The sequence below is a fragment of the Anoxybacter fermentans genome, assembly GCF_003991135.1.
In the GTDB taxonomy this organism is placed as follows: Bacteria; Bacillota; Halanaerobiia; order DY22613; family DY22613; genus Anoxybacter; species Anoxybacter fermentans.
In genome coordinates this window covers 1180159-1206264 of the sequence record NZ_CP016379.1, presented here as the reverse complement: position 1 = coordinate 1206264, position 26106 = coordinate 1180159, and the positions used below count along the sequence as shown (strand labels likewise).

The 26106-nt window shown below is 35.0% G+C and carries 24 protein-coding genes and 1 pseudogene; all 25 read left to right on the top strand.

The window, feature by feature from the left end; all coding sequences use genetic code 11:
* Positions 1 to 9 precede the first annotated feature (9 nt).
* The 25 genes and pseudogenes from recG (at position 10) to BBF96_RS05325 (ending at position 26102) form a co-directional block, all read left to right on the top strand.
* On the top strand, positions 10 to 2400 hold the full coding sequence (recG, locus tag BBF96_RS05440; protein ID WP_236777883.1) for an ATP-dependent DNA helicase RecG: 2391 nt from the start codon (positions 10 to 12) through the stop codon (positions 2398 to 2400).
* 350 nt (positions 2401 to 2750) lie between these two features.
* Complete coding sequence (rsmD, locus tag BBF96_RS05435) at positions 2751 to 3293, top strand: 16S rRNA (guanine(966)-N(2))-methyltransferase RsmD (protein ID WP_127016207.1); 543 nt, start codon at positions 2751 to 2753, stop codon at positions 3291 to 3293.
* Positions 3294 to 3308: 15 nt separating this feature from the next.
* A complete protein-coding gene (gene coaD, locus BBF96_RS05430) occupies positions 3309 to 3818 on the top strand; it encodes a pantetheine-phosphate adenylyltransferase (protein WP_127016206.1) in 510 nt (169 codons plus the stop codon).
* A gap of 399 nt (positions 3819 to 4217) precedes the next feature.
* Positions 4218 to 5660 (top strand): TldD/PmbA family protein, encoded by a 1443-nt coding sequence (locus BBF96_RS05425; protein WP_127016205.1) that lies wholly within the window; start codon positions 4218 to 4220, stop codon positions 5658 to 5660.
* Positions 5650 to 6987 (top strand): TldD/PmbA family protein, encoded by a 1338-nt coding sequence (locus BBF96_RS05420; RefSeq protein WP_127016204.1) that lies wholly within the window; start codon positions 5650 to 5652, stop codon positions 6985 to 6987. Before BBF96_RS05425 ends, BBF96_RS05420 begins: the two co-directional genes overlap by 11 nt.
* A gap of 308 nt (positions 6988 to 7295) precedes the next feature.
* On the top strand, positions 7296 to 7787 hold the full coding sequence (locus BBF96_RS05415) for a hypothetical protein (RefSeq protein WP_127016203.1): 492 nt from the start codon (positions 7296 to 7298) through the stop codon (positions 7785 to 7787).
* 397 nt (positions 7788 to 8184) lie between these two features.
* The gene (locus tag BBF96_RS05410; RefSeq protein WP_127016202.1) at positions 8185 to 9225 is read left to right on the top strand and encodes a D-alanine--D-alanine ligase family protein; all 1041 of its coding nucleotides are present in this window, start codon (positions 8185 to 8187) and stop codon (positions 9223 to 9225) included.
* 339 nt (positions 9226 to 9564) lie between these two features.
* Positions 9565 to 10521, top strand: coding sequence for an ABC transporter ATP-binding protein (locus BBF96_RS05405; RefSeq protein ID WP_127016201.1), 957 nt, complete (start codon positions 9565 to 9567; stop codon positions 10519 to 10521).
* Positions 10521 to 11231 (top strand): ABC transporter permease, encoded by a 711-nt coding sequence (locus BBF96_RS05400; RefSeq protein WP_127016200.1) that lies wholly within the window; start codon positions 10521 to 10523, stop codon positions 11229 to 11231. Before BBF96_RS05405 ends, BBF96_RS05400 begins: the two co-directional genes overlap by 1 nt.
* 16 nt (positions 11232 to 11247) lie before the next feature.
* Complete coding sequence (locus BBF96_RS05395; RefSeq protein ID WP_127016199.1) at positions 11248 to 12705, top strand: GldG family protein; 1458 nt, start codon at positions 11248 to 11250, stop codon at positions 12703 to 12705.
* On the top strand, positions 12705 to 13673 hold the full coding sequence (locus BBF96_RS05390) for a DUF4340 domain-containing protein (protein ID WP_127016198.1): 969 nt from the start codon (positions 12705 to 12707) through the stop codon (positions 13671 to 13673). Before BBF96_RS05395 ends, BBF96_RS05390 begins: the two co-directional genes overlap by 1 nt.
* Before the next feature lie 485 nt (positions 13674 to 14158).
* Positions 14159 to 14345: pseudogene (locus BBF96_RS17370) on the top strand (transposase); the annotation flags it as partial.
* A gap of 41 nt (positions 14346 to 14386) precedes the next feature.
* The gene (locus BBF96_RS05385) at positions 14387 to 14773 is read left to right on the top strand and encodes a hypothetical protein (protein WP_127016197.1); all 387 of its coding nucleotides are present in this window, start codon (positions 14387 to 14389) and stop codon (positions 14771 to 14773) included.
* A 417-nt stretch (positions 14774 to 15190) separates the two neighbouring features.
* The gene (locus BBF96_RS05380) at positions 15191 to 15604 is read left to right on the top strand and encodes a hypothetical protein (protein WP_127016196.1); all 414 of its coding nucleotides are present in this window, start codon (positions 15191 to 15193) and stop codon (positions 15602 to 15604) included.
* A 549-nt stretch (positions 15605 to 16153) separates the two neighbouring features.
* On the top strand, positions 16154 to 16378 hold the full coding sequence (locus BBF96_RS17365; RefSeq protein WP_472762528.1) for a transposase: 225 nt from the start codon (positions 16154 to 16156) through the stop codon (positions 16376 to 16378).
* Complete coding sequence (locus tag BBF96_RS05370; RefSeq protein WP_127016194.1) at positions 16375 to 17154, top strand: hypothetical protein; 780 nt, start codon at positions 16375 to 16377, stop codon at positions 17152 to 17154. Before BBF96_RS17365 ends, BBF96_RS05370 begins: the two co-directional genes overlap by 4 nt.
* Positions 17141 to 17452: a transposase gene (locus BBF96_RS05365; RefSeq protein WP_127016193.1), complete on the top strand. Its 312-nt coding sequence runs from the start codon at positions 17141 to 17143 to the stop codon at positions 17450 to 17452. The genes BBF96_RS05370 and BBF96_RS05365 overlap by 14 nt, the downstream gene beginning before the upstream one ends.
* 299 nt (positions 17453 to 17751) lie before the next feature.
* Positions 17752 to 18153, top strand: a complete 402-nt coding sequence (locus tag BBF96_RS05360) for a hypothetical protein (protein ID WP_127016192.1) — start codon at positions 17752 to 17754, stop codon at positions 18151 to 18153.
* A gap of 504 nt (positions 18154 to 18657) precedes the next feature.
* Entirely contained in the window at positions 18658 to 19317 is a 660-nt protein-coding gene (locus BBF96_RS05355) for an HAD family hydrolase (RefSeq protein WP_127016191.1), read from the top strand.
* 48 nt (positions 19318 to 19365) lie between these two features.
* A complete protein-coding gene (gene polX / locus BBF96_RS05350; RefSeq protein WP_127018193.1) occupies positions 19366 to 21087 on the top strand; it encodes a DNA polymerase/3'-5' exonuclease PolX in 1722 nt (573 codons plus the stop codon).
* Between the two features lies 1 nt (position 21088).
* Positions 21089 to 21739 carry an endonuclease III gene (nth, locus tag BBF96_RS05345; RefSeq protein WP_127016190.1) on the top strand — a complete coding sequence of 217 codons (651 nt, stop codon included), beginning with the start codon at positions 21089 to 21091 and terminating at the stop codon, positions 21737 to 21739.
* Positions 21740 to 21742: 3 nt separating this feature from the next.
* Complete coding sequence (locus BBF96_RS05340) at positions 21743 to 22420, top strand: hypothetical protein (protein WP_127016189.1); 678 nt, start codon at positions 21743 to 21745, stop codon at positions 22418 to 22420.
* Positions 22421 to 22578: 158 nt separating this feature from the next.
* A complete protein-coding gene (locus BBF96_RS05335; RefSeq protein WP_127016188.1) occupies positions 22579 to 23757 on the top strand; it encodes a LacI family DNA-binding transcriptional regulator in 1179 nt (392 codons plus the stop codon).
* Between the two features lie 64 nt (positions 23758 to 23821).
* On the top strand, positions 23822 to 24751 hold the full coding sequence (locus tag BBF96_RS05330) for a carbohydrate kinase family protein (RefSeq protein ID WP_164730911.1): 930 nt from the start codon (positions 23822 to 23824) through the stop codon (positions 24749 to 24751).
* Positions 24752 to 24812: 61 nt separating this feature from the next.
* Positions 24813 to 26102 (top strand): ABC transporter substrate-binding protein, encoded by a 1290-nt coding sequence (locus BBF96_RS05325; protein ID WP_127016186.1) that lies wholly within the window; start codon positions 24813 to 24815, stop codon positions 26100 to 26102.
* Positions 26103 to 26106: the final 4 nt, after the last annotated feature.

Sequence of the window (26106 nt, the reverse complement as noted above, 5' to 3'; positions counted from 1 at the left end):
GTTTAATAAATGGAGGAGATTATGGAAAAATTAAAACGTCCTTTTAAAGCTGAAATTAGAGCCGGTTTTTTAAATACTGCTGTTTTTGGCGGATTTGATAAATATGTCATAAAACATCTGGATTTATTGAAAGAAAAACTGAAAGGATCTTCTCCTGACCTCCTTATGACTGTTAGCCAGCTTTGGAATCTTTTTAAAGATTATAGAAAAGTTTTGCCAGAAGAGAGGCAAAAGATTATACGTCAAGCTATTCCTTTGATTAAAGAATTGGATCAGGGTATTAAAAAAATGAATCAACCAGTACCTAAAACCAAAGAGCAATTGGACATTAAAAAAAATCTGGAAGTTCTGGCTGGATCTGTACAATATGTGAAAGGTATTGGCCCAAAACGCGCACAGATTTTAAAGCGTTTGGGTGTGGAAAATATTATGGACCTCCTTTATTATATACCCCGGGAATATTCTGACCGTTCAGAGATTATACCAATTGCAGAACTCAAAAATCTAGAAGGTGAAGTTACTATTAAGGGAGAAGTTGTGGCTATTCAAGAACTCAGACCCAAACGCGGAATGAAAATTATCAAAGTGGCCATTCATGATGGTACAGGTCTAGCTTTTGGTGTCTGGTTTAATCAACCTTATATCAAAAATCAATTTAAAAACGGTGATAAAGTAATCTTTAGCGGTAAAGTGAATTTAAAAAACTATTATCGCTATCGGAAGATTGAATTGAATAATCCGGTTTATGAAAACCTTAAATCTGAGGAACATGTTCATACAAAAAGAATTGTTCCCATCTATCCTTTGACAGAAGGACTGACCCAAAAAAAAATCAGGGAAATGATCAAAAAGGCTATTGATGGATATTTGCATTATATGCCAGATTTAATTCCCGATTTTTTTCGTGAAAAGTTTGGACTAATGCCGATAGATCTGGCACTTAAATCTATTCATTTTCCAGAAAATAGGTCTCTTTTAGAAGAGGCTAAAAGGCGTTTAATCTTTGAAGATTTCTTTCTTTTACAGATGGGGATATTAGTTAAGAGAAAAATCATTCAATCAGATAAAAGAGGATATGCTTGTAAAGAAGATCAAAAACTTGTTAAAGATTTCTTAAACTCTCTACCTTTTACTTTAACTAATGCCCAGAAACGGGTCTGGGAAGAGATATCTAAAGATTTGCAACGGGATAAACCTATGTACCGCCTACTTCAAGGTGATGTAGGTTCAGGTAAGACTGTGATTGCAGCATTAACTCTGATAAAAGGAATAGAAAATGGATTACAGGGTGCTCTGATGGCTCCAACAGAAATTTTGGCAGAGCAACACTATCTCTCCCTTAAAGAATGGTTTGATGTACTGAAGATCAGAATTGAATTACTTACGGGAAGTATGAAGAAAAAAAGTAAGGAAAGGATTCTTAAAGAACTGAAAGATGGAAAAATTGATCTTTTAATCGGTACCCATGCGTTGATTCAAGAAGAGGTACAATTTCATAAATTGGGAGTAGTTGTTATTGATGAACAACACCGGTTCGGAGTGCATCAGCGAGATCTTTTACGAAAAAAAGGTTTACATCCACATGTACTGGTTATGACTGCTACTCCAATTCCACGTTCTCTGGCTTTAACGATCTATGGAGATCTGGATTTATCTGTGATAGATGAACTTCCACCAGGTAGAAAACCTGTTATCACTTTACAACGCGGGCCAGAAGCAAGAGATAAAATTTATTCTTTCGTAAAAGAGCAGTTAAATCAAGGCCGACAGGCTTATGTTGTTTGTCCCCTGATCGAAGATTCTGATGTAATAGAAGTAGAATCCGCAATCAGGATGGCTGAATATTTATCTAACGAGGTATTCTATGATTATCGTGTGGCTCTTTTAACCGGTCAAACCCCCAGGGATGAGCGAGACAAAATTATGAGGGATTTTCGTGATGGTAAAGTGGATATTTTGGTTGCTACAACTGTTATAGAAGTTGGAGTAGATGTTCCTAATGCCAGTATTATGATTATCGAAGATGCTCAGCGTTTTGGACTGGCCCAACTCCATCAGTTGAGAGGACGGGTAGGACGTGGACATGCTCAATCATATTGTATATTGATAGGTGAAGCTACTACACCTGAAGGAGAGCGGCGGCTTAAAGCTATGGTTGAGACTAATGATGGCTTTAAAATTGCGGAAGAGGATCTTGCAATCCGCGGGCCAGGAGAATTTTTTGGTACTCGCCAGCATGGTCTTCCTGAATTTAAAATAGCTAATCTTATAAGGGATTGGCAGGTATTAGAACAGGTAAGAAGAGAGGTTAAAGATTTATTAGATAAGTCTCCAGATTTTATAAATTCTGATCTTCTAAAAGTTGTCTTAAAAATGCGATTTAAGGGGAGTTTTGTTTAAATGATTAAACTGCAAAAAGCTAATTTTTCGCTTCATAAAGAAATTTTTCGAACCATCTAAAGTTCGATTTCAGTAATTTCGATTAGTTCATCACATTCTCATATGAGGCCATTCTTTTCAATCTCACTAAGATGATTTAACGAAAAATTTCTATGGCGCTCAAAATTAGCTTTTTGCAGTAAAATCTTAAAAAAATAAAAATTGGTGATGGATTGCATCACCAATTTCTAAGAGAGAGGAGAATCGGAGGAAGAGTTAATGGGGAGGACTTTCAATTATTCTGTGATTTTAGTTTATCCTTTTCTTCATTAGAATATGCGTTTTTCGGTGATTTTTAAGGAGGTATTTTTATGCGGGTTATTGCTGGTGAGGCCCGAGGTAGAAAACTTAAAAGTGGAAAAGGTCTAAAAGCCAGGCCTACGACAGACCGGGTTAAAGAAGCTCTTTTCAGCATTCTTGGAAATTATGTTATTGACGCAAATTTTTTAGATCTTTTTGCAGGGTTTGGCGGAATTGGTATTGAAGCTATAAGTAGAGGAGCTAAGAAGGCAGTTTTTATAGAACTGAATCCTAAACATTTAAAGATTATTAAAGAAAATTTGACTTTAACCCGATTCAATGACCGGGCTGAGGTGATTTGTGGAGATGTTTTAAAAGTTCTTCCCAAATTGAACAATTCTTTTGATATTATCTATCTTGATCCGCCATATGAAGCAGGGTTGTATGAGAAGACTTTGAAGATTATCTACGAGAAAAATTTAATTCAAAAAGATGGAATCATTGTTTGTGAACATAATACCGAATTACCACCTAAACTTCCCGATCATTTTAAGTTGTTAAAATACAAATCATATGGGAATATCGGGTTAACTTTTATCGGGGTAAAAATTTAGAGAGGAGAGGCAATAATGAAACAAATTGCAATCTATCCTGGAAGTTTTGATCCTGTAACTAATGGTCATCTGGATATAATTGAACGGAGTAGCAAAATTTTTGAACATATAATTGTGGCTGTCTTTTGTAACCCTTTTAAAGAGCCTATGTTTACCATGGAAGAACGGGTAGAAATGTTAAAAGAAGCTACAAAAAAATTTAAAAATGTCTCAGTAGATAGTTTTGATGGCTTATTAGTTGATTATGCTAAACAAAAAAATGCCCGTATAATTATCAGAGGAATTCGGGCTGTTTCCGATTTTGAAGGTGAGTTTCAGAAGGCATCTATGAATAAAAAATTGGACCCTAATATAGAGACCCTGATTTTAATGAGCAGTAATGAACATGCATTTTTAAGTTCTAGTGTAGTTAAAGAAGCTGCTTTATTTGGAGGATGTATTCGCGGTCTGGTACCACCTAATGTACAAGAGAGGATGATCCAGAGAATTAAAGAAATTAGGAGAATGAAGCAAAAACAATTATAATAAACCAGTTATATCAGGCTGTTGACAAAGTTAGAAGGTCAACAGCCTTTTTAATTATAATAGCTCTCTACCTCTCTCTGGAAAAGAGAAAAAATATTTAGTTAATTGAATATTTTGAAAGAGGAATTAATTTAGAAATGTATAATATAGTTAAACTGTAAAAAGCTAATTTTTCGCTTCTTGAGAAATTTTTCGAATCATCTAAAGCTCGATTTCCGTCGAAATAAGGCTTCCTAATCAAAGAGCCCTCTTGGCCCTTGATTAGCTCATCACCTTCTGTGATGAGGCCTTATTTCGATGGAAATCTCGCTAAGATGATTTGGCGAAAAATTTCTATGGCGCTCAAAATTAGCTTTTTGCGGTATAATCATAAAAAAATATTTTGAAAGGAGAGTTGGAATGAAAGAGAAGATTTTGAAAGTATTAGAGGTGTTGAAAAAACATCGAGTCGATTATGCAGATATTCGTGTCAATGATATTATGGAAGAAAAGATTAGTACCGAAAATCTAAAAGTAAGAAACCTTTCCACATCTCGAAGTCGGGGTTATGGTATTCGTGTTTATCTGGATGGTTCTATGGGTTTTGCAGCTTCGCAGGATTTTGATAAAATGGAAGAAACAGCCTTAAAAGCTTTAGAAATTGCAAAAGCCAGCCGTCTTATTCAGCATCGACCAATTCAACTTGCGCCGAAAGAAGTTGTTATTGATCATTATGAGACACCAATCAAAATTGACCCTTTTACAATTTCGAAAAAGGAAAAACTGGATTTGCTCTTTGAAGCTGAAAGAGAGATGCGCCGACATGCAGAGCTTTTTAGAACCCTGGGTAGTATGGATTTTCGTAAAGAAGAGAAGATTTTCGCTGATACAGAAGGTTCTTTTATCACCCAAAAATTGTATGAATCAGGTTGCGGGATAGAAGCTATTGCTGCCAATGAAAATGATATGCAAAGCCGCAGTTATCCAAACTCTTTTCGGGGCAATTTCGGGACTTCAGGGTATGAATATATTTTAGAACAAAAATTAGTAGAGAATGCCGGGGATATTGCGAAAGAGGCAGCTGCCCTTTTAGAAGCTGAAGAATGCCCATCTGGTGTTTTTGATATTATTATAGATGGTTCTCAATTGGCTCTTCAAATTCATGAGAGTATAGGGCATCCCATTGAATTGGATCGGGTCTTCGGTTCTGAAGCTGATTTTGCAGGTACCAGTTTCTTAAGTCCTGATATGATTGGTTTCAAATACGGGTCTGAGTATGTAAACGTAGTAGCTGATGCTACAGTTCCCCTAGGGCTTGGGACTTTTGGCTATGATGATGATGGTGTTAAAGCACAGCGGACTGAAATTATTACCAAAGGAATTTTTAAGAACTTTCTTACTTCTCGGGAGACTGCCTCTTTATTAAATCAGCCGTCAAATGGTACTAATAGAGCAGATGGGTGGGGAAGGGCACCAATAGTGCGAATGACCAATATTAATCTTTTACCTGGTGACAAAGAACTGGATGAGTTGATTGCTGGAATTGATTATGGTTTCTTTTTTAAAACCAATAAAAGTTGGAGTATTGATGATAAACGGTTAAATTTCCAGTTTGGTTGTGAGATAGCTTATGAAATTAAAGATGGCAAATTAACTGGGAAGATTTTCAAAAATCCTATTTATACAGGCATAACTCCTGAGTTCTGGGCTTCCTGTGATGGAGTATGTAATGAAAAGTATTGGAAGATGTATGGGACGCCAAACTGTGGTAAGGGCCAACCTTTGCAGATAGCTCATGTAGGGCATGGAGCTGCTCCAGCAAGATTTAGAAATATTAAGGTAGGTGTTGCCGATGTTAAATAAAGAGAGAATTTATGAAATTATTGATTTTGTTATTAAAGAGGCAGAAGGTTATAATACTCAGGTACTGGTTTTCTCAAATGAAATGGGATTAACCCGTTTTGCTAAGTCGGAAATTCATCAAAATGTATTTGAGGATAAAACTGAAGTTATAATTACAATTCTTGAGGGCAAAAAACAAAGTCAGATTGCAACAACCCTTTATGATAAAGAAGGGTTGAGGGCTGCTGTCAAAGAAGCCATCAATAATCTTAAGTTTCTTCCAGAAGGTGAAGTAGAACTTTCATTAGTTTCTTCTCCCAAATTGATTGAAGATGAAGATTTTAACAAAGAATTAGATACAGTTTTTAATATTGAAGGACGGGCCAGATTAATTAAACAGGGGATAAATTTACTTGAACCCGGGTATAAAACCTATGGTGCGTTATCTTATGGAATTATGAATGTTGCTTATGGAAATTCCATAGGGATCAAAAGGTTTATGAAAGGTAATAATGTTGAGTTTAATGTTCTTGTCTCCAATGAAAAAGGTGGAACCGGTTATGCTCAATTAATCTCCAATCGTCCGGGGGATCTGGACATTATTGGAGCTTTTAAAATTGCTTATGAAAAAGCAAAGATGAATCGAAATCCTATGAGAATTAAACCAGGTCCATATACTGTAATCTTAGAACCGTTGGCAGTTGGAGATTTACTTACTTACATGGCATATATCGGTTTTAGTGGCAAAAGTGTGCAAGATCACAGGAGTTTTCTAACTGGCAAGAAAGGTGAAAAGATTTTTGATGAAAGGATTACCATTGTAGATGATTTTACAGATGAAAATACCTTAACTTTACCTTTTGATACCGAAGGATATCCACGTCAAAAAGTTACCATTATTGAAAACGGTATAGTTAAGGATCTCGTTTATGATCAGGCTAGTGCCATTAAAGATGGTGTAAAATCAACCGGTCATTCTATTAATATGTTCGAAATAGGGGGTATGCCCCTTAACCTGGTCATGTTAGCGGGAGATCAAAGTTTAGAAGAGATAATCAAAAGTACTGAAAATGGTCTTCTTATTACCCGTTTCCATTATATGAATGTGGTTAATCCGCGTCAGGCAATTTTGACTGCTTTAACCAGAGATGGTGTCTTTAAGATTGAAAATGGTAAGATTGTGGGCGCTGTTGAAAATATGCGTTTCACAGAGAGTATGTTTGAAGCATTCAATAATGTAATTGCTATCTCCAGGGAACGTCAGCGGACGAAAGCTTTTATCGGAAATTATTATGTTCCTGCTTTGAAGATTAAAAACTTCCATTTTACTGGTAATACGAATGTCTGATTGATGAATGATCTTACTGTAAAAGCTAATTTTTCGCTTCATGAAGAAATTTTTCGAACCATCTAAAGTTCGATTTCAGTCGAAATAAGGCACACTAATTAATGGGTCATCCTGACCCTTGATTAGCTCATCACATCCTCATATGAGGCCTTATTTCGACTGAAATCTCACTAAGATGGTTTAACGAAAAATTTCTATGCCTTTCAAAATTAGTTTTTTGCAGTTTGATCATGAATTAAAAAAAGATTTTGTTTAGGGGTAAAAACCCCTCTTTCTGTAAATAATAAAGAGAGAAAAGGAAAGAGGAGATGATTAAAATATCAGAGTTTGGGCTAATTACAGAAAAAGAGATGAAATGTTTTAAAAGTCTTGAATATGATGAGCTTATGGATTGGCAGTTCAACCTTATGCAGGATTTAATTGATACTTCCAATGATATTATTCATAAGGAATATAAAGATGATATTATCCTTCAGCAAGGGCTCATAATGATCAGATTAATGATTCTATTAAATATGGTTAATAATACCATTATTGTTCGATTCCCTGATTCTAGAATGGCAGATTTTATTCGTGAACAGTACACAATATGTAAAAAACCGGTTTCTGATTTAATTACAGAGGAGATTAATGAGTTAAAAGAACATTTTGATGAATTAAAAGAGATTTTGAATGTAGATTTTAAAAATGAAAATCGTCGTATGGCTGGTGTTAATATGGTGAATCGAATTGCGACCTTGAATTTACGGGAGTATGAGGATGCTTTGAACCGAATATTTAAAGAACCTGAGAAAGTTTAACTGATTAAACTACAAAAAGCTGATTTTGAGTGAGATAGAAATTTTTTGTTAAACTATCTTAGTGAAATTGAAAAGAATAGCCCCATCACAGACTGTGATGAACTAATCAAGGATCATAAAGATCTATTTCGATGGTTCGAAAATTTCTTTTGAAGCAAAAAAGATATGGAGAAAATTAAAGATAGCAAGTGATAGTAAAAGCAAAAAAGAGCTGATTTTCATTCAGTTCTTTTTTTTGTCTTTTTTTAAAAAAAGAAATGATAGGTAAAATTTTATTAAATTATTGGAATGGTAGTATAATTATTATTGTAAATAGCTGTCAGTCAGGAAAGGGAAGGTTGCTGTACCAACAAAAATTGGATAGTAATCATAATAAATTATTGGGAGGTGGACTGTAATGAGATCTAGTAAAGTATTACGGGTTGGTATTTTGCACGATTCCCTTACTGACACAAAAGTTGATAAACGTAATCCGCATGGTTTTGTTCAGGTAGGGGCAACAGTTCAGGCAGTTAAAGATGCCATAAAACAGCTAGAGTGGGAGCCAGTTTTAATTCCTGTTGGACACAATTTGATTAGTCAGATTCATCAGGCTCAGGTGGATATAGTTTTTAATATAGCTACCGGGATTGGGAATAAGAACCAACAGGCAAATGTAGTAGCAATGTTAGAATTAGCTAAGATACCTTTTACTGGATCTGGTCTTAGAACTCATATTCTGGGAATCCATAAAGAGGTAGCCAAATATCTATTTAAATCAGCGGGAATTCCAACTCCTGCTTTTCAGGTTTTTATTACTGGTCAGGAGGAATTGGATCCAAAGTTAAGATTTCCCCTGATAGTAAAACCTTCAAGCGAAGGGTCCAGTATGGGTATCACAGAGAATAGTGTAGTACAAAATAAAACCCAGCTCTATGAACAGATTAATCATCTTCTAACCGTATTCAATGAACCCGTCCTTGTAGAAGAATTTATTGAAGGCCGTGAATTCACTATTGGTATTTTGGGAAATCAAAAGACAATTCCTCTGCCTATTGAAGAGATTATTTTCCAAAATAAGTTTTATAGTTATGAAGTAAAAGAACGTGATGCAGTAAAGATAGAGTGTCCTGCCCGGTTGCGTCCAGAATTAGCTTTAAAAATGCTCGAGGCTGCTCAAAAGGCATATCGACTTTTGGACTGTGCTGGTTATGCTCGAATTGATCTTAGATTGGATGCAGAGGAGAACTTTTATTTCCTGGAGATTAACACTCTTCCAGGTATTCAACCGGGCTATAGTGAGATTCCCAGGATGGCTGAGGTGCTGGGATTGGATTTTCCAGCATTGGTACGGTGTCTTATAGAACTTGGTCTAGAACGGTTTGGTGCTCAAAAGTTGCTGTCCAGGATTGGAAGAAAGTCACTTGATTATTTAGCAAAAAGAAAAAGTATTGCTTAATGATTTTTTTAGAATGTGTGAAATTTTTGTGAAAATTTTGTCCTAAAATAAAATGCAGAACTATTGGGTTTAAATCTTTTATGCATTAATGATTTTACTGCAAAAAGCTAATTTTTCGCTTCAAAGAAATTTTTCGAGCCATCTAAAGTTCGATTTCAGTCGAAATAAGGCACACTAATCAATGGGTCATCCTGACCCTTGATTAGCTCATCACATCCTCATATGAGGCCTTATTTCGACTGAAATCTCACTAAGATGGTTTAACGAAAAATTTCTATGTCGCTCAAAATTAGCTTTTTGCAGTTTAATCATTCATTAATAGGGAAGGGAGGAAAAAGGATGATTAAAGTTCGAGATTTGCGAAAAAGATATGGTTCAAAAGAGGCTTTAAAGGGAATCAGTTTTGTAGTGGAGAAGGGAGAGATTCTTGGTTTTTTGGGTCCTAATGGAGCAGGTAAAACGACAACTATGCAAATTTTAACCGGTTATCTTTCACCTACTTCCGGTACTGTTACCATCGGAGAGGCAGATTTATTACGTGATCCATTGGAAGTGAAAAAACAGGTTGGCTATTTGCCTGAAAATCCTCCGGTTTATCGGGATATGACGGTAAAAGAATATTTAAATTTTGTAATGGAATTGAAAGGAGTGCCGCGAAAGGAGCGGAATAATCAGTTGAGCGAACTGGTGGAGCGACTCCAGTTGACTGATGTTTATACCCGTTTGATAGGTAATCTTTCTAAAGGTTATAGACAGCGGGTAGGATTGGCACAGGCTATCTGTGGTGATCCTGAAGTTTTGATTTTAGATGAACCTACAGTAGGTTTGGATCCTCAACAGATTATTACTATACGGGAGTTTATCCGGGAATTAGGCCGTGATCGAACTGTTATTTTAAGTACCCACATACTGCCTGAGGTAAGTGCTCTTTGTGAACGGGTTTTGATTATCAACCAGGGAGAGATAGTTGCAGAAGGTTCTCCTGCGGAACTTTCCCACCGTTTACAAAAAGGCCAGAGTTTGCGTGTTAAAATCAAAGGAGAGTCTGAGGTAGTTGAAAACAATCTGGCTCAAATCTCTAATATCAGCCAGATTACTTCTGTTGAATCGGAAGAAACGGGAACCTGTGATTTTATAATTACTGCTGATGGTGATGCTGATATTCGGGAAGAGCTATTCTATACAATGGCTAAGGCCAATTTACCTATTTTAGAGTTAAAACCGATTGATCTATCTCTGGAGGATATCTTCCTTGAATTGGTTACTGAAGAATCCACAGAGAGGGGGGCTGCTTAATGAGTAAAACATTTACTATCTTTAAACGTGAGTTCCGTTCATATTTTCTATCCATGAGTGCCTATGTTTTTATCGGTTTTTATCTGCTGATTATTGGATATTTCTTTTCATCCTTTGTACTTTCTACCAGATTGGCTGAATTGAGGCCCATAATCAACAATATGGCGATAATTTTTATCTTCGTTAGTCCTCTATTAACAATGCGGCTCTGGGCTGAGGAGAAAAAAGGAGGTACTGATCAACTTCTTTTAACTGCTCCGGCCCGGATTAGTAGTCTGGTACTTGGTAAGTTTTTCGCATCTTTAGCTGTTTTTGTAGTTATTCTTGTAATTACTCTTGAGTTTCCTATTACATTAGGAATTTTTGGTTCACCCGATTTAGGTCCGATCTTTACCGGTTATTTAGGCCTTTTGCTTTTGGGTGCTGCCTGTATTGCTGTGGGGAATTTTGCTTCTTCTCTGACGGAAAATCAAATCATTGCTGGGGTAATTAGTTTTGGACTGCTTCTCCTCTTTTGGGTGTTTAGTTGGGCGGATGAATTTTTGCCTCGTTGGATTGGTACCTTTTTATCAAATCTGTCCATTTTGACTCATTACTTTGATTTTACTAAAGGAATTATCGATCTAGGGCATGTAGTTTATTATCTCAGTTTTATATTCTTCTGGTTGTTTTTGACAGGATTAAATTTGGAGCGCAAGCGGTGGAGCTAAGGAGGGAGGAGTAGAAATGAATATCAAAAAACTCTTTACCAATCAGCGTTTTCAATATGGTGGTAATGCTGTTGTTCTGGTTATTGCTGTGGTTGGGATTATTATCTTACTTAATTTATTTATGGCCCGGTTTAACCTACGTTATGACTTCACCGCAGACCAACGATTTAGTCTCAGTCCTCAAACTAAAGAGGTTTTAAAGAATTTAGATGCTGATGTTGAGATTCTGGCCTTTTTTCAGGCAGGTTCTTACTTAGAACAGCAGGTTAAGGATTTATTAAAAGAATATAAAACTTACTCTAAATACGTAGATTACCAGTTTATTGATCCAGATAAGGAACCTTCTTTAGCTAAAAAATATGAGATTGAAATGTATAATACACTAGTAGTTTTAAAAGGTGATCGGAGTCAAAAAATTAAACCTTATGAATTATATTCTTATGGTAGTATGTATGGAGGAAGTACTGAGTTTAAAGGAGAACAGGCTTTGACCAGAGCAATTATGGCTCTAACCCGTAAAAATACGGAAAAAATTTATTTTCTCACCGGTCATGAAGAGCTTTCTCTAGACAAGGATTTGCAACTTTTAAAATCTGATCTGGTCGGTGAAGGATTTGAAGTTGACAGTTTAAATCTGGTAGAAAAGGGGAGTATTCCAGAGGATGCTTCACTGCTGATTATGGCTGGTCCAAAGCGGGATTTAGAGACTGAAGAGGTTAAACTTATCAATAATTATCTTGCTAGCGGCGGGCACTTAATGGCATATGTGGACCCAGTGACCCAGGGGAATAAGTTGATTAATATTAAAAAGTTATTGGCCGATTGGGGAATTGAATTACACGATGATCTGGTTATCGATCCTAAACGTCACTATTTCTTTGATGCCCTGACTTTGATTCCTAAAATTATATCCCATTCTATTACTTCAGAAATACTGGAGAACAAGATGGTGGTAGTTATACCATATGCACGAAGTATGGATGTAAAAAGATCTAAAGATAGAAAGGTAACTAACCTTTTAGTTACAAGTAATGAAGCCTGGGGTGAAACAGATTTTACCAGTTCCAAAGCCCAGTTTGATGAAGGAATCGATCAAAAGGGACCTTTGACCATTGGTGCTGTTGTTACAGCTCCTGTATCAGAAGAAACTACAGCAGAAGATACAGAAAAGGAAGCTAAAGATAATGTAACTGATCAAAAGAAAGAGACCAGGTTGGTAGTATTTGGAACTAGCAGCTTTTTAGTGGATCAGACTTTAACTGCTCAGGGAAATCGCGATCTGGTTTTGAACAGTGTCCAATGGATGGTTGGGCAAAAGGAACAGCTAACTATCCGTCCTAGAACTATTGAATATAGAGAGTTGGTTCTGGATAATAAAGCCAGTAAACATCTCTTTTATGTAACCGTTGTTATCATTCCTCTTTTAGTGCTCTCTTTAGGATTTGGTATCTGGCTTAGAAGGAGGAGTTTATAATGAGGTTTAAAACGACTATCTTTCTTCTGATTATCTTCATTATTATGGCTGGAATCTATTACTTCACCCTTGAAAAGGAAGAAAAAGTCGAAGTAGATCCAGCTGAAAAGGCTAAAGAGATTTTTAACCTGGATGCTGATAAGATTCAGACTATGACATTAACAAAAGGAGAAACTACTCTGGCACTGGAGAAGAAAGATGGTCAATGGCGATTGGCTGGCTCTGATGATCGGGAGTTGGATCAAATGAAAGTAGATTCTCTGGCAGAGAATCTGGCAACTCTTTCTGCAACTAAGATTATTAAAGAAGAAGCTACAGCAGATGATTATAGTCAATTTGGTCTGGATGAGAATGCTACTCATATTACTTTTACCCTTACTGATGGTAAGAAATATGAAGGTTGGGTTGGTAATTCTACTCCAATCGAGGATGGTTATTATTTTCGCCGGGCCGGAATTAATACCATTTATAAGATTGCAGGTTATCTAGGCGATAAGTTTAAGCCTGATTTGGATAGTTTGCGCGAGCGCCAGATTTTCACTCTGACCCGGGGAGAAGTGGAAGAGTTTACGGTAGAACGTGTTGATGGGAAGAATTTTACCATCGTACGGGAAGAGGATAACTGGAAATTAGTAGATGGCCCGGAAGGTATTGAGTTGGATCAGAATAAAGTTGACAGTTTTTTAAATAATATACTTACTGCGTGGATTACTACTTTTGTTGATGATAATCCAGAATCATATAATAAATATGGATTAACTAAACCGTTATTAAAAGTGACTGTTAAAGGTAAAGATAAAACCGAGATGTTGGCATACGGTATAGCTACAACTGAAACAACTATGTACGCTAAAAAGATTGATAGGCCAGAAGTTTTTATTGTAACTGCTGATAGTAAGAAAGTCTTTATTACTGCTGAAGATCTTAAAAAAGATTCTAATACTGAAGAAACTTCTGAAGATAGCTAAATCTGATATGGAATAACCCCTATCTGGATAGAACTATATTATCCAGAAGGGGTTTTTTGTTTTCGTGATGAAAGAAATTGATATATAGAAAATTTGAAGATAAAGGTGAACCAGGTTATTGGTTGGTTATAAAAAGTTTTTGAAGAGGAATTATGGTAAAACTGAGATGATAGTTTAAAAAATATTTAATTAGTTTTAATTTTTTTAGGTTGAATTAAAAATATTTAAAATTAAAAGTGAAACGCTTAATAATCTAATAAAAAGAAAATGTTGACAAATAATAGTAGTTATGTTATACTAGGTATAAAAATATATAATATATTGAAGGAGGTATTTGATAGATATTGGTTATTCAAGTATTTATTAAAAATTGAGCTTTTTATGTCAAAAATCTTAATAAAAGAGTGTAGATAAAGTAGTGTATAATATTTGTGTAAATGACTTTTGTGAGATCTCACATAAATAAAAAAGGAATCCTCTTTGAAACTTCTGTCAGCAATTTAACAGATGTTGCTTTAGAAGAACTGAATAAATGGCATTAACGTAAATTCAGAAAACGTTATAGTGTTCTTTACATTGATGGTATGAGTGTAAAGTTGCGTCGTGAGTATGTTGACTTGTGATCATTGGCATCGATGAAGAAGGTTATAGAGAATCCTTGATTTCTATATAGTATTAGTATTATTTAATTGGTATATATTGGGAGGTGCAAAATGAAAAGAATTCTGCTGATTTTTGTAATTATTATTTTCACCTTCTTGACTTTAACAGGTTGTTTTGGTGTAGAACCAATATATCAAATCTGGATAACTGGGGTAAGATTAAGTCCTGATCCAGCCGTGGTGAACCAACCGGTTAATATTTGGTTAAATTATTCAGAGGTCTGTAAAATAGGAACTAAAAGGGAGTATCATTGGCAAATTGAAGGTTTTGATGAAGAATTTGTTACTGAAAAATCTTTTTTGACCATTACGTTTAGTACTCCAGGATTAAAAAATGGTTATGTATATACTGTTACTGAAGATAAGAGTATTTTAACTAATGATTTTTATTTTGGTATTCTTGTTGTAGATGAGGGAGTGAGTAATATTAAATGTTAAGTTAGGTCAACTTTGCATAATGAAAAGCTAAGCTATTTTGCTCAGCTTTTCTTAAAAAATTCCGTAAGAGTTTTCCCTATTAATATTGAAGATGGATTTATCAGGTTCTTTCATAATTTTAATTTTTTGAGAAAAACTGTGAAATAGGCTCTGTTAACTCTTAAAAATGGTCTTTTGGTTGTACAATAATAATAAATGTATCCTGCTTTTAAGTATGCTACTCTCCTGGTTCTTAGGTTTAAATTTTAAACCATTATATTTGTTATACTGTAATTAAGCCATTTCATTTAATGTTATTTCACTTTTTGCAATTGCTAGTTTGGAAGCTATTAAAGCAATGCAATTTACTTTTCAACTTGTTGAGCCAGTATATTTTTATAAAATTCGCTTATCAGAAGAGTTAAAAGGGGGATTAATATGAAAAGAATATCTGTTATTTTGGTGTTAATAATGTGTGTATTTTATTTAGTTGGATGTGGTGGAAATTATGTAGAGAAAGAATTAGTAAGGAATACAATTGAAAAATTCTACTTTAGCTTGTATCTTTTAGATCCAGTTAAAGAGATTGAACCGTTATTAGATGTAACATTTAATAATAAAGAAGAATTTTTATTTTTTTTAAAAACTATTCATTCTTCAACGGATTTAAACTACTGTTCAGTTTGTTTTGAATCAATTAGAATTTCAAGCGGCAGGGCTTATGTTAAAACTATTTTTGTATATGATTATTTTGTAGATGATGATAATCAACAATTTGTTGTGAATAATGAGTTTACTTTAATTAAACGAGGATCAGAATGGAAAATTACAGAGTTTAAATGTTTCCTTTAAAACTTTGTTACCAGACCAGATTAGTAAGTCAGCAGTTTATACTAATATGGAAGATAAATCAATTACTATGAAGAAACGTTAAAAGTTATCGGTAATAATCCTGATGGCCAAAAGTTTCTGGATATGATTAGAAGTAACTGGATAGAAATAATGGGAGATCCAGCAATTATATAAATTTTAAATATTGATCATTATTAATCCAAAAGTACTTGATATTTATAATCTATCAAAATTTATAGTGATTTTATCAAAATCATTATCTTTTATAATTTCATTAAGGTATTGAATAACCCTTTCATCAAATTGAGTACCAGAATTTCTTGAAATTTCTTCCAAAGCTTCTTTAGATGATTAAACTGCAAAAAGGTCTAATAAAATTTGTCCAAGGTACCCCAAATATGTGATATAATAATATTAAACATAATCTATATCCGGGAGTGATTGATTGTGTTTAGGGAAAACGATGCTCATAAGCAACTTAAGATGTTTAGTTTTGTTAATAACCTTAAAAGCGCCTCCCGGAAAAGAATTGAAGAAGGATGACCAGGCATTTTCTACAATGAAGTATTTTCAAAAATTGATGAAAAAAAGTTTGTCAGTATGTATTCAGATAAAAAGAGCTGTCTTAATTTTCAGGTAAATATTCTAATTTCTCTTGAAATATTAAAACATTTGTTTGGCTTAACTGATGAACAGTTAATTGATAATTTCCATTATAATCTTCAATTTATGTATGTTCTTGGTATCCAGAAGATTGGCGAATTTCCACAATGATTCAATCAAACATGAAGAAGCTTTCCCGTACAGAACTAATGCTTAATGTTATTGCTAATTTCATTAATAGTTTGCCAGTTCATGCTAGAAAGAGAGTTCATAAAAATATTCGTAAATTAGCTGATGAAGAAAAAGCTAGAGAATTTTTAGAAAAAATGCAAGGTAAAGAATATGAAGAGGTTTTAGAGATATTGGCCGGGAAAATTTTTGAACTTGTAAATTGTTTTAAGAATTACCCGGAATTTCATAATAAAGCTTATAAGCATCTATGCCATGTACTTAAAGACCAGACTATAATTCATGAAGATCAATTAATAGTAAAAGAAGGTAAAGATATTCCATCTGATGCCTTGCAAAACCCTACTGATGAAGATGCTACTTATCGTAAAAAGGGAAACAAATCATGTCAAGGTTATGCTGTTAATATTACTGAGACAGCAAATAAAGATAATCCAATTCAACTGATAACAAAAGTATCAGTTGAGCCTAATATCCATAGTGATGTAAACTTTTTGCTTGAGTCATTAGAGGATTTAAAAGAAAGAATTGATATAAAGGAACTTATTGTAGATGGAGCATACTGCAGTCCAGAAACACTAAAAGAGACACAAGAGAAAGAGATTAAACTTATTACCACTAACATGGTTGGTAGAAAATTTAAAAACGAAGAAAAAACAACTGCAGATTTTATAGTTGAAGCACAAAAAGGTATCAAACGCTGTCCTGCAGGCAAAAAACCGATCAAGATCGGGTATATAGTATATAGCAGAATGTGAAACTTATGTAGCGTGGTTTAGGAAAGAAGACTGTAATAATTGTCAAAATAGAGATTATTGTCCTTTTAAAGAACAGAAAAAGAATATGGTAGTGAGATTTAAAAAAAGCCGTTATGAAAATGATCAATTCAGAAAGTTATTAGAGGATCCAGAATATGCCAGTAAGAAAAGTTTGAGGGTAGCCATAGAAGGTGCCATATCTGCATTAAAAAGAGCATTTGGTTTAAGACGTTTATTAGTTCGGGGCTTACTCAAGGTTCATCATTTTGTTATGCTTATAACTTCAAACAGATATTAAAAGGGATAAAAAAGAGACGTATAGTCTATCAGTTCTTAAATTATTGGAGATTGAATCAGTATATGAAAACATATTTACAATTTGTTGTGAAATTTTTATTATGTTTATTCAAACTTAGAAGATCAAAAATCTATGTTTTTGCAGTATAATCATAATTTTTATTTTGGTATTCCTGTTGAAGATGATGGAATTGAATGATATCATTGGTTTCGTTTCATGTATTATGATAATAATGTTGCGCTTTTATTTTGTAACTAATAAAACAACATTATAAGTTTGAGGTAGAGGTGGGAAAAGCTATGAATAAAGTTTTAGTTATTTTGTTTTTCTGTACATTATTATTAACTTTATCTGTAGAAGTATTAGCACAAGAAAAACCCGAATATATTATTGGTATTAATAATTTCCCTAATTTTGGCTGGGCGCAATATAATAAAGAGGGAAAAATTACAGGATATAAAGGAATTAATGTACTGTTAGGTTATAGTCAAAAAATGTATTTTGAACCGGGAATTAAACTTAATAGCTTCAATCCTTTTTGGGGTTTAGGAACTGTAGGACTTATTATTCCTTATGGAGTAGTAGGCGTTGAATATGCAATTCCTGTTGATGATGAGAAAAATTATTTTACCATAAGTGCTGAGATAGGGCTTGTTCTAATGGTACCTATTACTGGAATAGGTATTTCTTATGTCTGGTAGAAAAATATGAAGTTGAGCCAATTCAACTTTTATCTTTTCTAGTGTTTATGGAGAAAGAATTAACACTGCCAGATTAGTAAGTCAGCGATTTATACTGGTATAAATGACTTAGAAGTAAAAAATGCAATTAATTCTCAAATTATCATAAAATATTATAAAACTGCAAAGAGCTAATTTTGAGTGACATAGAAATTTTTCGTTAAACCATTTTAGTGAAATTGACGGAGAAATAGGGGCTTTATCACAGAGGTGATGAGCTAATCAAGGGTCTGGATGCCCTTTTGATTAGTGTGCTTTATTTCGACTGGATCGAACTTTAAATGGTTAGAAAAATTTCTATTGGAGCGAAAAATTAGCTCTTTGCAGTTAATAAGATTGAATGCCCAAAAGGCATTTTGTTCTTTTTAAGGGCATATTTAAATTTTATAAAAAATCCCGCAGGAGTTTTCCCTATAATATTGAAAATAGATTTGTAAGAAAAAATTCATATAGAGGTGTAAGATAATGCAGAAAAAATCAATCAAAACTATCATTTTTGATTTGGATGGAACATTATTTCAAACCGAGGAGTTAGCCATTCCGGCATTTTATGATACCATCTCCCGTTTACGAAATGAAGGACTATATGAAAGCGAGATTCCAGAAAAAGAGACTTTGCTATCTATGTTCGGTAAGACCAATGATCAGATCTGGGCTGAGTTATTACCTGGTGCTTCTTCTCATGTGATCGAGAAAGCCGATGAATATATGTTACATTATGAGATGTTGCGCTTAAAAAGGGGAGAGGGAAATCCATATCCGGGTGTGGTCGAGACACTTAAAGTTCTCAAAAAAGAAGGTTACCGCCTCTGTATTGCTTCTAATGGCAGTGAAATTTATGTAACCGGAGTAGCTGAATATTATTTTCCTGGTCTTTTTGCTGCTGTATATAGTGCAGGGGGATATCAGACCAACTCAAAGGTGGAATTGGTCAGGTTGATTGTAGAACGATTTAATGATGGCCCGATGGCGATGGTTGGTGATCGAAGTTCTGATATCGAAGCTGGAAAAAAGAATGGTCTTCTTACCATTGGCTGCAAATATGGGTTTGGCAGAGAAGAAGAACTGGCCGGAGCTGATTATGTGATTAATAATTTTACTCAGATCAGGGAATTGTTTTTATAGTTCAAATTAAAGGTAATAGAAATAGAGGAGTGAAAAATTTTGGAGAAGATGGACAAAAAAGAAGTAAGTAAAATATTGCATCAGATTGGAGTTATGCTGGAATTACGTGGAGAGAATCCCTTCAAAGCTAGGGCATATTATAATGGTGCTAAAAAAATAGAAGCATTGGATGAGGATATAAATCAGGTTGTTCGAGAAGGTAGATTGAGGGAGATTCCCGGTATTGGGGCAACTCTTGCAGAAAATATTGAGGAACTTGTAATGACAGGTCAATTAAGTTATTTTGAAGAACTTGCCAGGGATTTGCCTGAAGGACTCTTTGATATTTTGCGTTTACCAGGTCTTGGAGTAAAGAAAGTGAGTAAACTCTATCGGGAATTGGGAATTTCCAATTTAGGCGAACTGGAATATGCATGTATTGAAAATCGCCTGATTGAACTTTCCGGTTTTGGTGAAAAGACCCAGAGAAAGATTCTAAAGGGGATTAAAACCTTAAAAAAATTTCAAGGGCAGTATTTATATGCTAATATTATTGATTACGCAATAAAAATTATAGAAATTATCCGCACCTGGCCAGAAGTAAAAAAGGCTGAACTTGCGGGAAGTATAAGAAGAAAGAAAGAATTGATCAAGGATATTGATATTGTGGTTGTCACTTTTGAGCCAGAAAAGGTTATGGAAAGGTTGATTAAAGCTGATTTTACTGAGGAAGTCATTGGTAGTGGTCCGACCAAAACATCAGTTAGATTAAAAGAAGGATTAAATCTGGATTTGCGGGCTGTAAAGCCCGATGAATATGTCTATGCACTTCATCATTTTACAGGCAGTAAAGAGTATAATATTGCCATGCGGGCAAGAGCTAAAAATATGGGGTTAAAAATTAACGAGTACGGAATTTTTCGTGATGACAAGCGGATTGAATGTAAAGATGAAAGTGAGTTCTTCAAAACTCTGGGTTTAACCTATATTCCGCCAGAATTGCGGGAGAATATGGGTGAAATTGCTGCTGCTGAGAATGATGAGTTACCAGAGCTTATAACCAGAGAAGATATTCAAGGTGTCTTTCACGTCCATACCCGATATAGTGATGGTGTGGATACTATTCCAGAATTGGTACGGGCCTGTCGCGAACGTGGTCTTAAATATTTAGGTATTTCCGATCATAGTAAAACTGCTTTCTATGCCCATGGTTTGAAAGTTTCCGATGTTAAAGCCCAGTGGGAAGAGATTGACGCTTTAAATGCTGAGTTAGAAGATTTTTATATCTTTAAAGGTATTGAAGCTGAAATTTTGCCTGATGGGTCACTTGATTATTCGGAAGAAATTTTAAAGGGTTTTGATTTTGTCATTGCTTCAATTCATTCTAATTTCAATGGAACTGAAGAAGAAATGACCAATCGGCTATTAAAGGCCATTGAAAATCCTTATACTACTATGCTGGGGCATCTTACGGGACGTCTTCTTCTTAGTAGAGAAGGATATCCTGTGGATATTTACCGGGTTATCCGTGCCTGTGCTGAGCATCAGGTGATTATCGAATTAAATGCCAATCCATACCGTCTTGATCTGGATTGGCGGTATTGCAAATATGCAATAGAAGAGGGAGTGCTAATCAGTATTAATCCTGATGCTCACAGGATTAGTGGCCTGGATGATTTAAATTACGGGATAGCCATAGGACGAAAAGGTTGGCTTACTAAAGAGAATGTTTTTAATGCTTTGTCTATAGAAGAGGTTAAAGCCTATTTAAAGAGGAGAAAGGAGCGATAATTTGGCTGCAGAAAAGAAATTGAAGGAAAAGGTTGAAAAAATTCTTATCTATCTGGAAGAAAAATACCCTGAAGCTGTTTGCTCTTTAAATTTTAAAAATCCTTTTCAGCTCCTTATAGCTACCATTCTTTCTGCTCAGTGTACTGATAAAAGAGTAAATGTGGTTACTAAAGATTTATTTAAAAAATATCCCGATGCTTTTGCTTTTGCCAATGCAGATCCAAAAGAATTACAGGAAGCGATCCGATCAACAGGTTTTTATAGAAATAAAACAAAAAATATAATTAGTTGCTGCAGAGATCTGGTTAAAAAATACGGAGGAGAAGTCCCACAAACTTTAGAAGAACTGACATCTCTGGCAGGAGTGGGACGGAAAACTGCCAATGTGGTATTGGGGGATGCCTTTAACATTCCACGAATTGTAGTCGATACTCATGTCAAACGGCTCTCAAGAAGGCTGGGTTTGACCCGTGAAGAGAATCCTGAAAAGATTGAATTTGACCTGATGAAAATCATTCCAACAGAAAGGTGGACCAAATTTGGACACCAGATGATTTATCATGGTCGTACTATCTGTAAGGCCCGTAATCCCAAATGTGATAGCTGCGGACTTGTTGAAATCTGCGAATATCCTTCAATTAAGGAGGAGTAGGCTATGAAGAAAATTGTACTGATTACATTTTTCTTTCTTTTTCTTCTAATATTGCCCACCTCTGCTAATGAGCTTGATGAGAATATTTTACTCCATTATGGTGGCGGGGGAGTTATGATTGAGTTTTTTGAGGTTGAGATGATCGAATTAAATACTCTTCTTAAAAAGAACGGTTTTGCTCCTCTCGATAGTCGATTGTGGACATATGGAGGTGGGTTTTTCTCTCAGACTCAGAATAATCTTCGTTACAGTAATTTTGGTGCTGGTGGTTCAGTCTCTTCTATAGCCGATAATGGTAAATATGCCTGTTTATCTATAGGTCATGGAGGGGTATGGTTAGAACAAATCTTTCCACTGACAGATACTGTAGCAGTAAGTTTAGGTGGGTCAACATCATTGGGAAGATTGAAACTTGAACTGGTTCATGATACAGTCTCTAATTTTGAAGAAGGAATTACTTCTCCTAATCAAACTGTGCTTAAAGCACCTTTTATCATGATAAAACCTCAAATTGGGTTTTACTATTCTCTTAAACGATATGTAGATCTGGAGTTTAAAGTAGGTTATTATTATTCACATCTTTTTAATTGGAAATTAGGTACACAGGTTATACCTGGTGAGCAGCCTTTAGAACAGATGCACGGACTATCCTTACTTTTGAATCTGAATTTTGGTTTTTAATGATAATTTCCCTTGTCACAGAGGTTTTTTTTTTTAATTTAAAATCAAATAAAAAATCGTAAAATTAAAAAAACACTTGACATATTTCGAAAAAAGATGTATCATAAAAATATGAATGAAATCCGTTACATACATAAGTTGTTAAAGAGGTAATTCCGATGAAAGAAAAAATTACAATTCAGGATATTGCCCGCAAGGCAGAAGTTTCGACTGCTACAGTTTCCAGATTTTTAAATGACCCTAAAAAAGTTGCCCCAAAAACTGCCAAGCGGATAAAAAAAGTTATAGAAGATCTGGATTATGAACCCGGTAGAAAAAAGAGTTCTAATACTATAACAATGGACGAGGTTGCCAAGTTAGCCGGAGTTTCTAAGGCTACCGTTTCAAGGGTATTAAACAAAAGTGACCTTGTTCAACCGGAAACAAGGGAAAAGGTTATCTGGGCTATGGAAAAGTTAAACTATAAGCCCAATATGATTGCTAGATATTTAAGAAAACAAGAAACTGAACTGATAGGCATTATTCTTCCAGATATGTCTAATCCCTTTTATTCTAAAGTATTGAAGGGTATAGAGGAAGTTGCCTACAAATTTGGATATGATGTAGTTTTAATGAATACAAATTATAGTGAAGAAAGGGAAAAAAATAGTTTCAAAACTCTGTTGGAGCGAAGAGCTGAAGGTGTACTGTTTATGTGCCATCGTTTAGATAATGAAAAGATGAAATGGCTGGAGGAATTTACTCTTCCCTCTGTAATTATCTCTAGAACTATACGTAATAATCATAAGATTCCTTTTGTTAATATTGATAATGTTCAAGGTGGGTATGATGCAACCAGATATCTAATATCTTTGGGGCATCGTAAAATTGCTATGATCTCTGGGCCATTTGATGACGAAAATTCATCACTGGATCGAATTGCTGGTTATATAAAAGCTATTAGTGAAGCAAATATACCTTTTAATGATCACTATTTAAAAGAAGGTGATTTTACTTTTGTAACGGCTGAAAAATTGGTAAAAGAGTTACTTACTTTACCCGATCCACCTACTGCCATATTTGCTGTTAGTGATGAGACAGCCATTGGAGCTATTAGAGGAGCGTTAGATCTGGGATATAAGGTTCCAGAAGATCTTTCTATCATTGGTTTTGATAATCTGGAAATAGCATCTTATTATAATCCTACATTGACAACAATTGCCCAACCTATGACTGAGATGGGTAGAAGAGCAACACAAATTTTGATAAATATTATAGAAAAGAGACTCATTAAAGAATTACAGGTTATTTTGCCACATAAGTTGATTGTAAGAGAATCTACTGCTCAATACCGTTAACAATTTTTTCGCTTGAATGTAATCCATTTCATACATTCTTCAGTATAGAAAAGGATGATAAATGATGAGAGAAAAAGACAGAATTGATTTATTAACAATTGGTGAAACTGTAATGGACTTTATAACTACTGCTATGGTTGATTCGGTTGATAAATCAATTACCTATCAACGTTATGTTGGAGGTTCGCCAGCTAACATTGCTATTAATGTATCCCGATTAGGATTTAGTTCTGCTTTAATTAGTAGAATTGGTAATGATGCATTTGGTGATTTAATTCAAAGAGTTCTCAAAGAAAAGAAAGTTAATACCACTGGGATACAGAGGGATGAAAAACATAAGACAACAATTATCTTTGTTACTAGAAGTACTTCCACTCCGGAGGTTCTTCACTATCGGGGAGCGGATAAATATTTAGAATTTACTGACAGTGCCAGATCTTTGATAGATAGTGCTAGGATTGTACATTTTTCTGGATTTGCTTTATCTCAATCACCTTGTCGGGAATCGCTTAAGGTTATGAAAGAATATGCCCTTAAAAAAGGAAAAATTATAACCTTTGATCCATGTTTTCATGAGCCTTTATGGGATAATCCAAAAGAAGGGCGTCGAATATTTGAAGAATTTATCAGTGATTTCTTTATAATAAAACCTTCTTTAGATGATATGACAAGGCTTTGGGGGTCAATTACTCCTGAAGAAGGAATTAAAAGATATCATCATTTAGGAGCAAAAAATGTTGTTTTAACTATGGGAGCCGAGGGACTGCTCTTTTCAGATGGTAAAAAGTTAGTTAAACTGGAGAGTAGACCAGTGGAGGTATTAGATGTCACTGGAGCAGGAGATTCTTTCTGGTCTGGATTATACGGTGGTTTACTTTTAGAAAAATCTCTAATGGAGGCTGTTAATATCGGATTAAAAACCGCATCAATAACAGTACAACATATGGGAGCCATTGCGCCACTGCCTCCGATATATGAGCTAATTAACGAATAATTATTAAGAAGATTTAAAATTTTTCTTATAAAAATAAAATAAATTCAAAAGGAGGAGTTATATGAAACGAGGGTTAGTGTTGTTGTTGGTATTGGCTTTGGCATTTGGTGTAATGGGAACAGCTCTGGCTGAGAATGAAAAGGTTGTCATTACAATCGCCACCGGAGCTGTTGGACAGGAGTATCAGTTAAGTGTTGAAGCTGCTCAGCGTTACATGGAACTCCACCCAGATGTTGAGGTTAAAGTTTTAGTTACTCCTGATCTGGCTACAGATCGACTGGGGTTGTATCTTCAGTTCTTTGAAGCAAAGAGTTCTGAAGTAGATGTTTATCAAATTGATGTAATTTGGCCTGGCGATCTGGCAGAACACTTTGTTGACCTTTATGAGTATGGTGCTAAAGAAGTCGTTGATCAACATTTCCCTGCTCTGATTGAAAATAATACTGTTGATGGTCGATTGGTTGCTATTCCATGGTTTACGGATGCAGGTTTGCTCTATTACCGGAAAGATTTATTAGAGAAATATGGTCTGGATGTTCCAAAGACCTGGGATGAATTAGAAAAAGCTGCCAGAATTATTCAGGAAGGCGAACGTAAAGCTGGTAATCCTGATTTCTGGGGCTTTGTATGGCAAGGAAATGCTTATGAGGGTTTAACCTGTGATGCTCTCGAGTGGATTGCATCCAACGGTGGAGGTTCTATCATCAGTCCTGATAAGAAGATCACTATCAATAATCCTAACGCAATTGAAATGCTTGAACGTGCTGCGAGCTGGGTAGGAACTATTTCTCCTCCAGGTGTAATTGGTATGAGTGAAGAAGATGCCCGCGCGATCTGGCAGGCTGGTAATGCTGCATTTATGCGTAACTGGCCTTATGCTTACAGTCTGGGTAATGCAGAGGATAGTGCGATTAAAGGTCTCTTTGATGTAGCTCCACTGCCTGCTGGTAAGAGTGGTAAGGGTGCAGCAACTCTTGGTGGATGGCAGTTAGCTGTTAGTAAGTACAGTAAGCATCCTGAAATTGCTGCAGATGTAGCTTTATTCCTGGCTTCTTATGAAGAGCAAAAGATTCGTGCTATTAAAGGTTCTTTGAATCCAACTATTAAGGATCTGTATAAAGACCCAGAAGTACTAAAAGCAAATCCATTCTTTGGCAGACTGTATGATGTATTCATTAATGCTGTAGCTCGTCCATCAACTGCAACTGCTCCAAAATATAATGAAGTATCAACTCTCTTCTTTAGAGCAGTTCATTCAGTTCTGACAGGTGAAAAGGATGCTCAAACTGCAATCGAAGAATTAGAACTTGATCTACAAGACCTTACTGGTTTTGAAATTGGTCAACCATAACATA

Coding starts and splice junctions, on each gene's coding strand:
- recG (WP_236777883.1), top strand. CDS start 10: ATGGAGGAGATTATGGAAAAATTAAAACGTCCTTTTAAAGCTGAAATT.
- rsmD (WP_127016207.1), top strand. CDS start 2,751: ATGCGGGTTATTGCTGGTGAGGCCCGAGGTAGAAAACTTAAAAGTGGA.
- coaD (WP_127016206.1), top strand. CDS start 3,309: ATGAAACAAATTGCAATCTATCCTGGAAGTTTTGATCCTGTAACTAAT.
- BBF96_RS05425 (WP_127016205.1), top strand. CDS start 4,218: ATGAAAGAGAAGATTTTGAAAGTATTAGAGGTGTTGAAAAAACATCGA.
- BBF96_RS05420 (WP_127016204.1), top strand. CDS start 5,650: ATGTTAAATAAAGAGAGAATTTATGAAATTATTGATTTTGTTATTAAA.
- BBF96_RS05415 (WP_127016203.1), top strand. CDS start 7,296: ATGATTAAAATATCAGAGTTTGGGCTAATTACAGAAAAAGAGATGAAA.
- BBF96_RS05410 (WP_127016202.1), top strand. CDS start 8,185: ATGAGATCTAGTAAAGTATTACGGGTTGGTATTTTGCACGATTCCCTT.
- BBF96_RS05405 (WP_127016201.1), top strand. CDS start 9,565: ATGATTAAAGTTCGAGATTTGCGAAAAAGATATGGTTCAAAAGAGGCT.
- BBF96_RS05400 (WP_127016200.1), top strand. CDS start 10,521: ATGAGTAAAACATTTACTATCTTTAAACGTGAGTTCCGTTCATATTTT.
- BBF96_RS05395 (WP_127016199.1), top strand. CDS start 11,248: ATGAATATCAAAAAACTCTTTACCAATCAGCGTTTTCAATATGGTGGT.
- BBF96_RS05390 (WP_127016198.1), top strand. CDS start 12,705: ATGAGGTTTAAAACGACTATCTTTCTTCTGATTATCTTCATTATTATG.
- BBF96_RS05385 (WP_127016197.1), top strand. CDS start 14,387: ATGAAAAGAATTCTGCTGATTTTTGTAATTATTATTTTCACCTTCTTG.
- BBF96_RS05380 (WP_127016196.1), top strand. CDS start 15,191: ATGAAAAGAATATCTGTTATTTTGGTGTTAATAATGTGTGTATTTTAT.
- BBF96_RS05370 (WP_127016194.1), top strand. CDS start 16,375: ATGATTCAATCAAACATGAAGAAGCTTTCCCGTACAGAACTAATGCTT.
- BBF96_RS05360 (WP_127016192.1), top strand. CDS start 17,752: ATGAATAAAGTTTTAGTTATTTTGTTTTTCTGTACATTATTATTAACT.
- BBF96_RS05355 (WP_127016191.1), top strand. CDS start 18,658: ATGCAGAAAAAATCAATCAAAACTATCATTTTTGATTTGGATGGAACA.
- polX (WP_127018193.1), top strand. CDS start 19,366: ATGGACAAAAAAGAAGTAAGTAAAATATTGCATCAGATTGGAGTTATG.
- BBF96_RS05340 (WP_127016189.1), top strand. CDS start 21,743: ATGAAGAAAATTGTACTGATTACATTTTTCTTTCTTTTTCTTCTAATA.
- BBF96_RS05335 (WP_127016188.1), top strand. CDS start 22,579: ATGAAAGAAAAAATTACAATTCAGGATATTGCCCGCAAGGCAGAAGTT.
- BBF96_RS05330 (WP_164730911.1), top strand. CDS start 23,822: ATGAGAGAAAAAGACAGAATTGATTTATTAACAATTGGTGAAACTGTA.
- BBF96_RS05325 (WP_127016186.1), top strand. CDS start 24,813: ATGAAACGAGGGTTAGTGTTGTTGTTGGTATTGGCTTTGGCATTTGGT.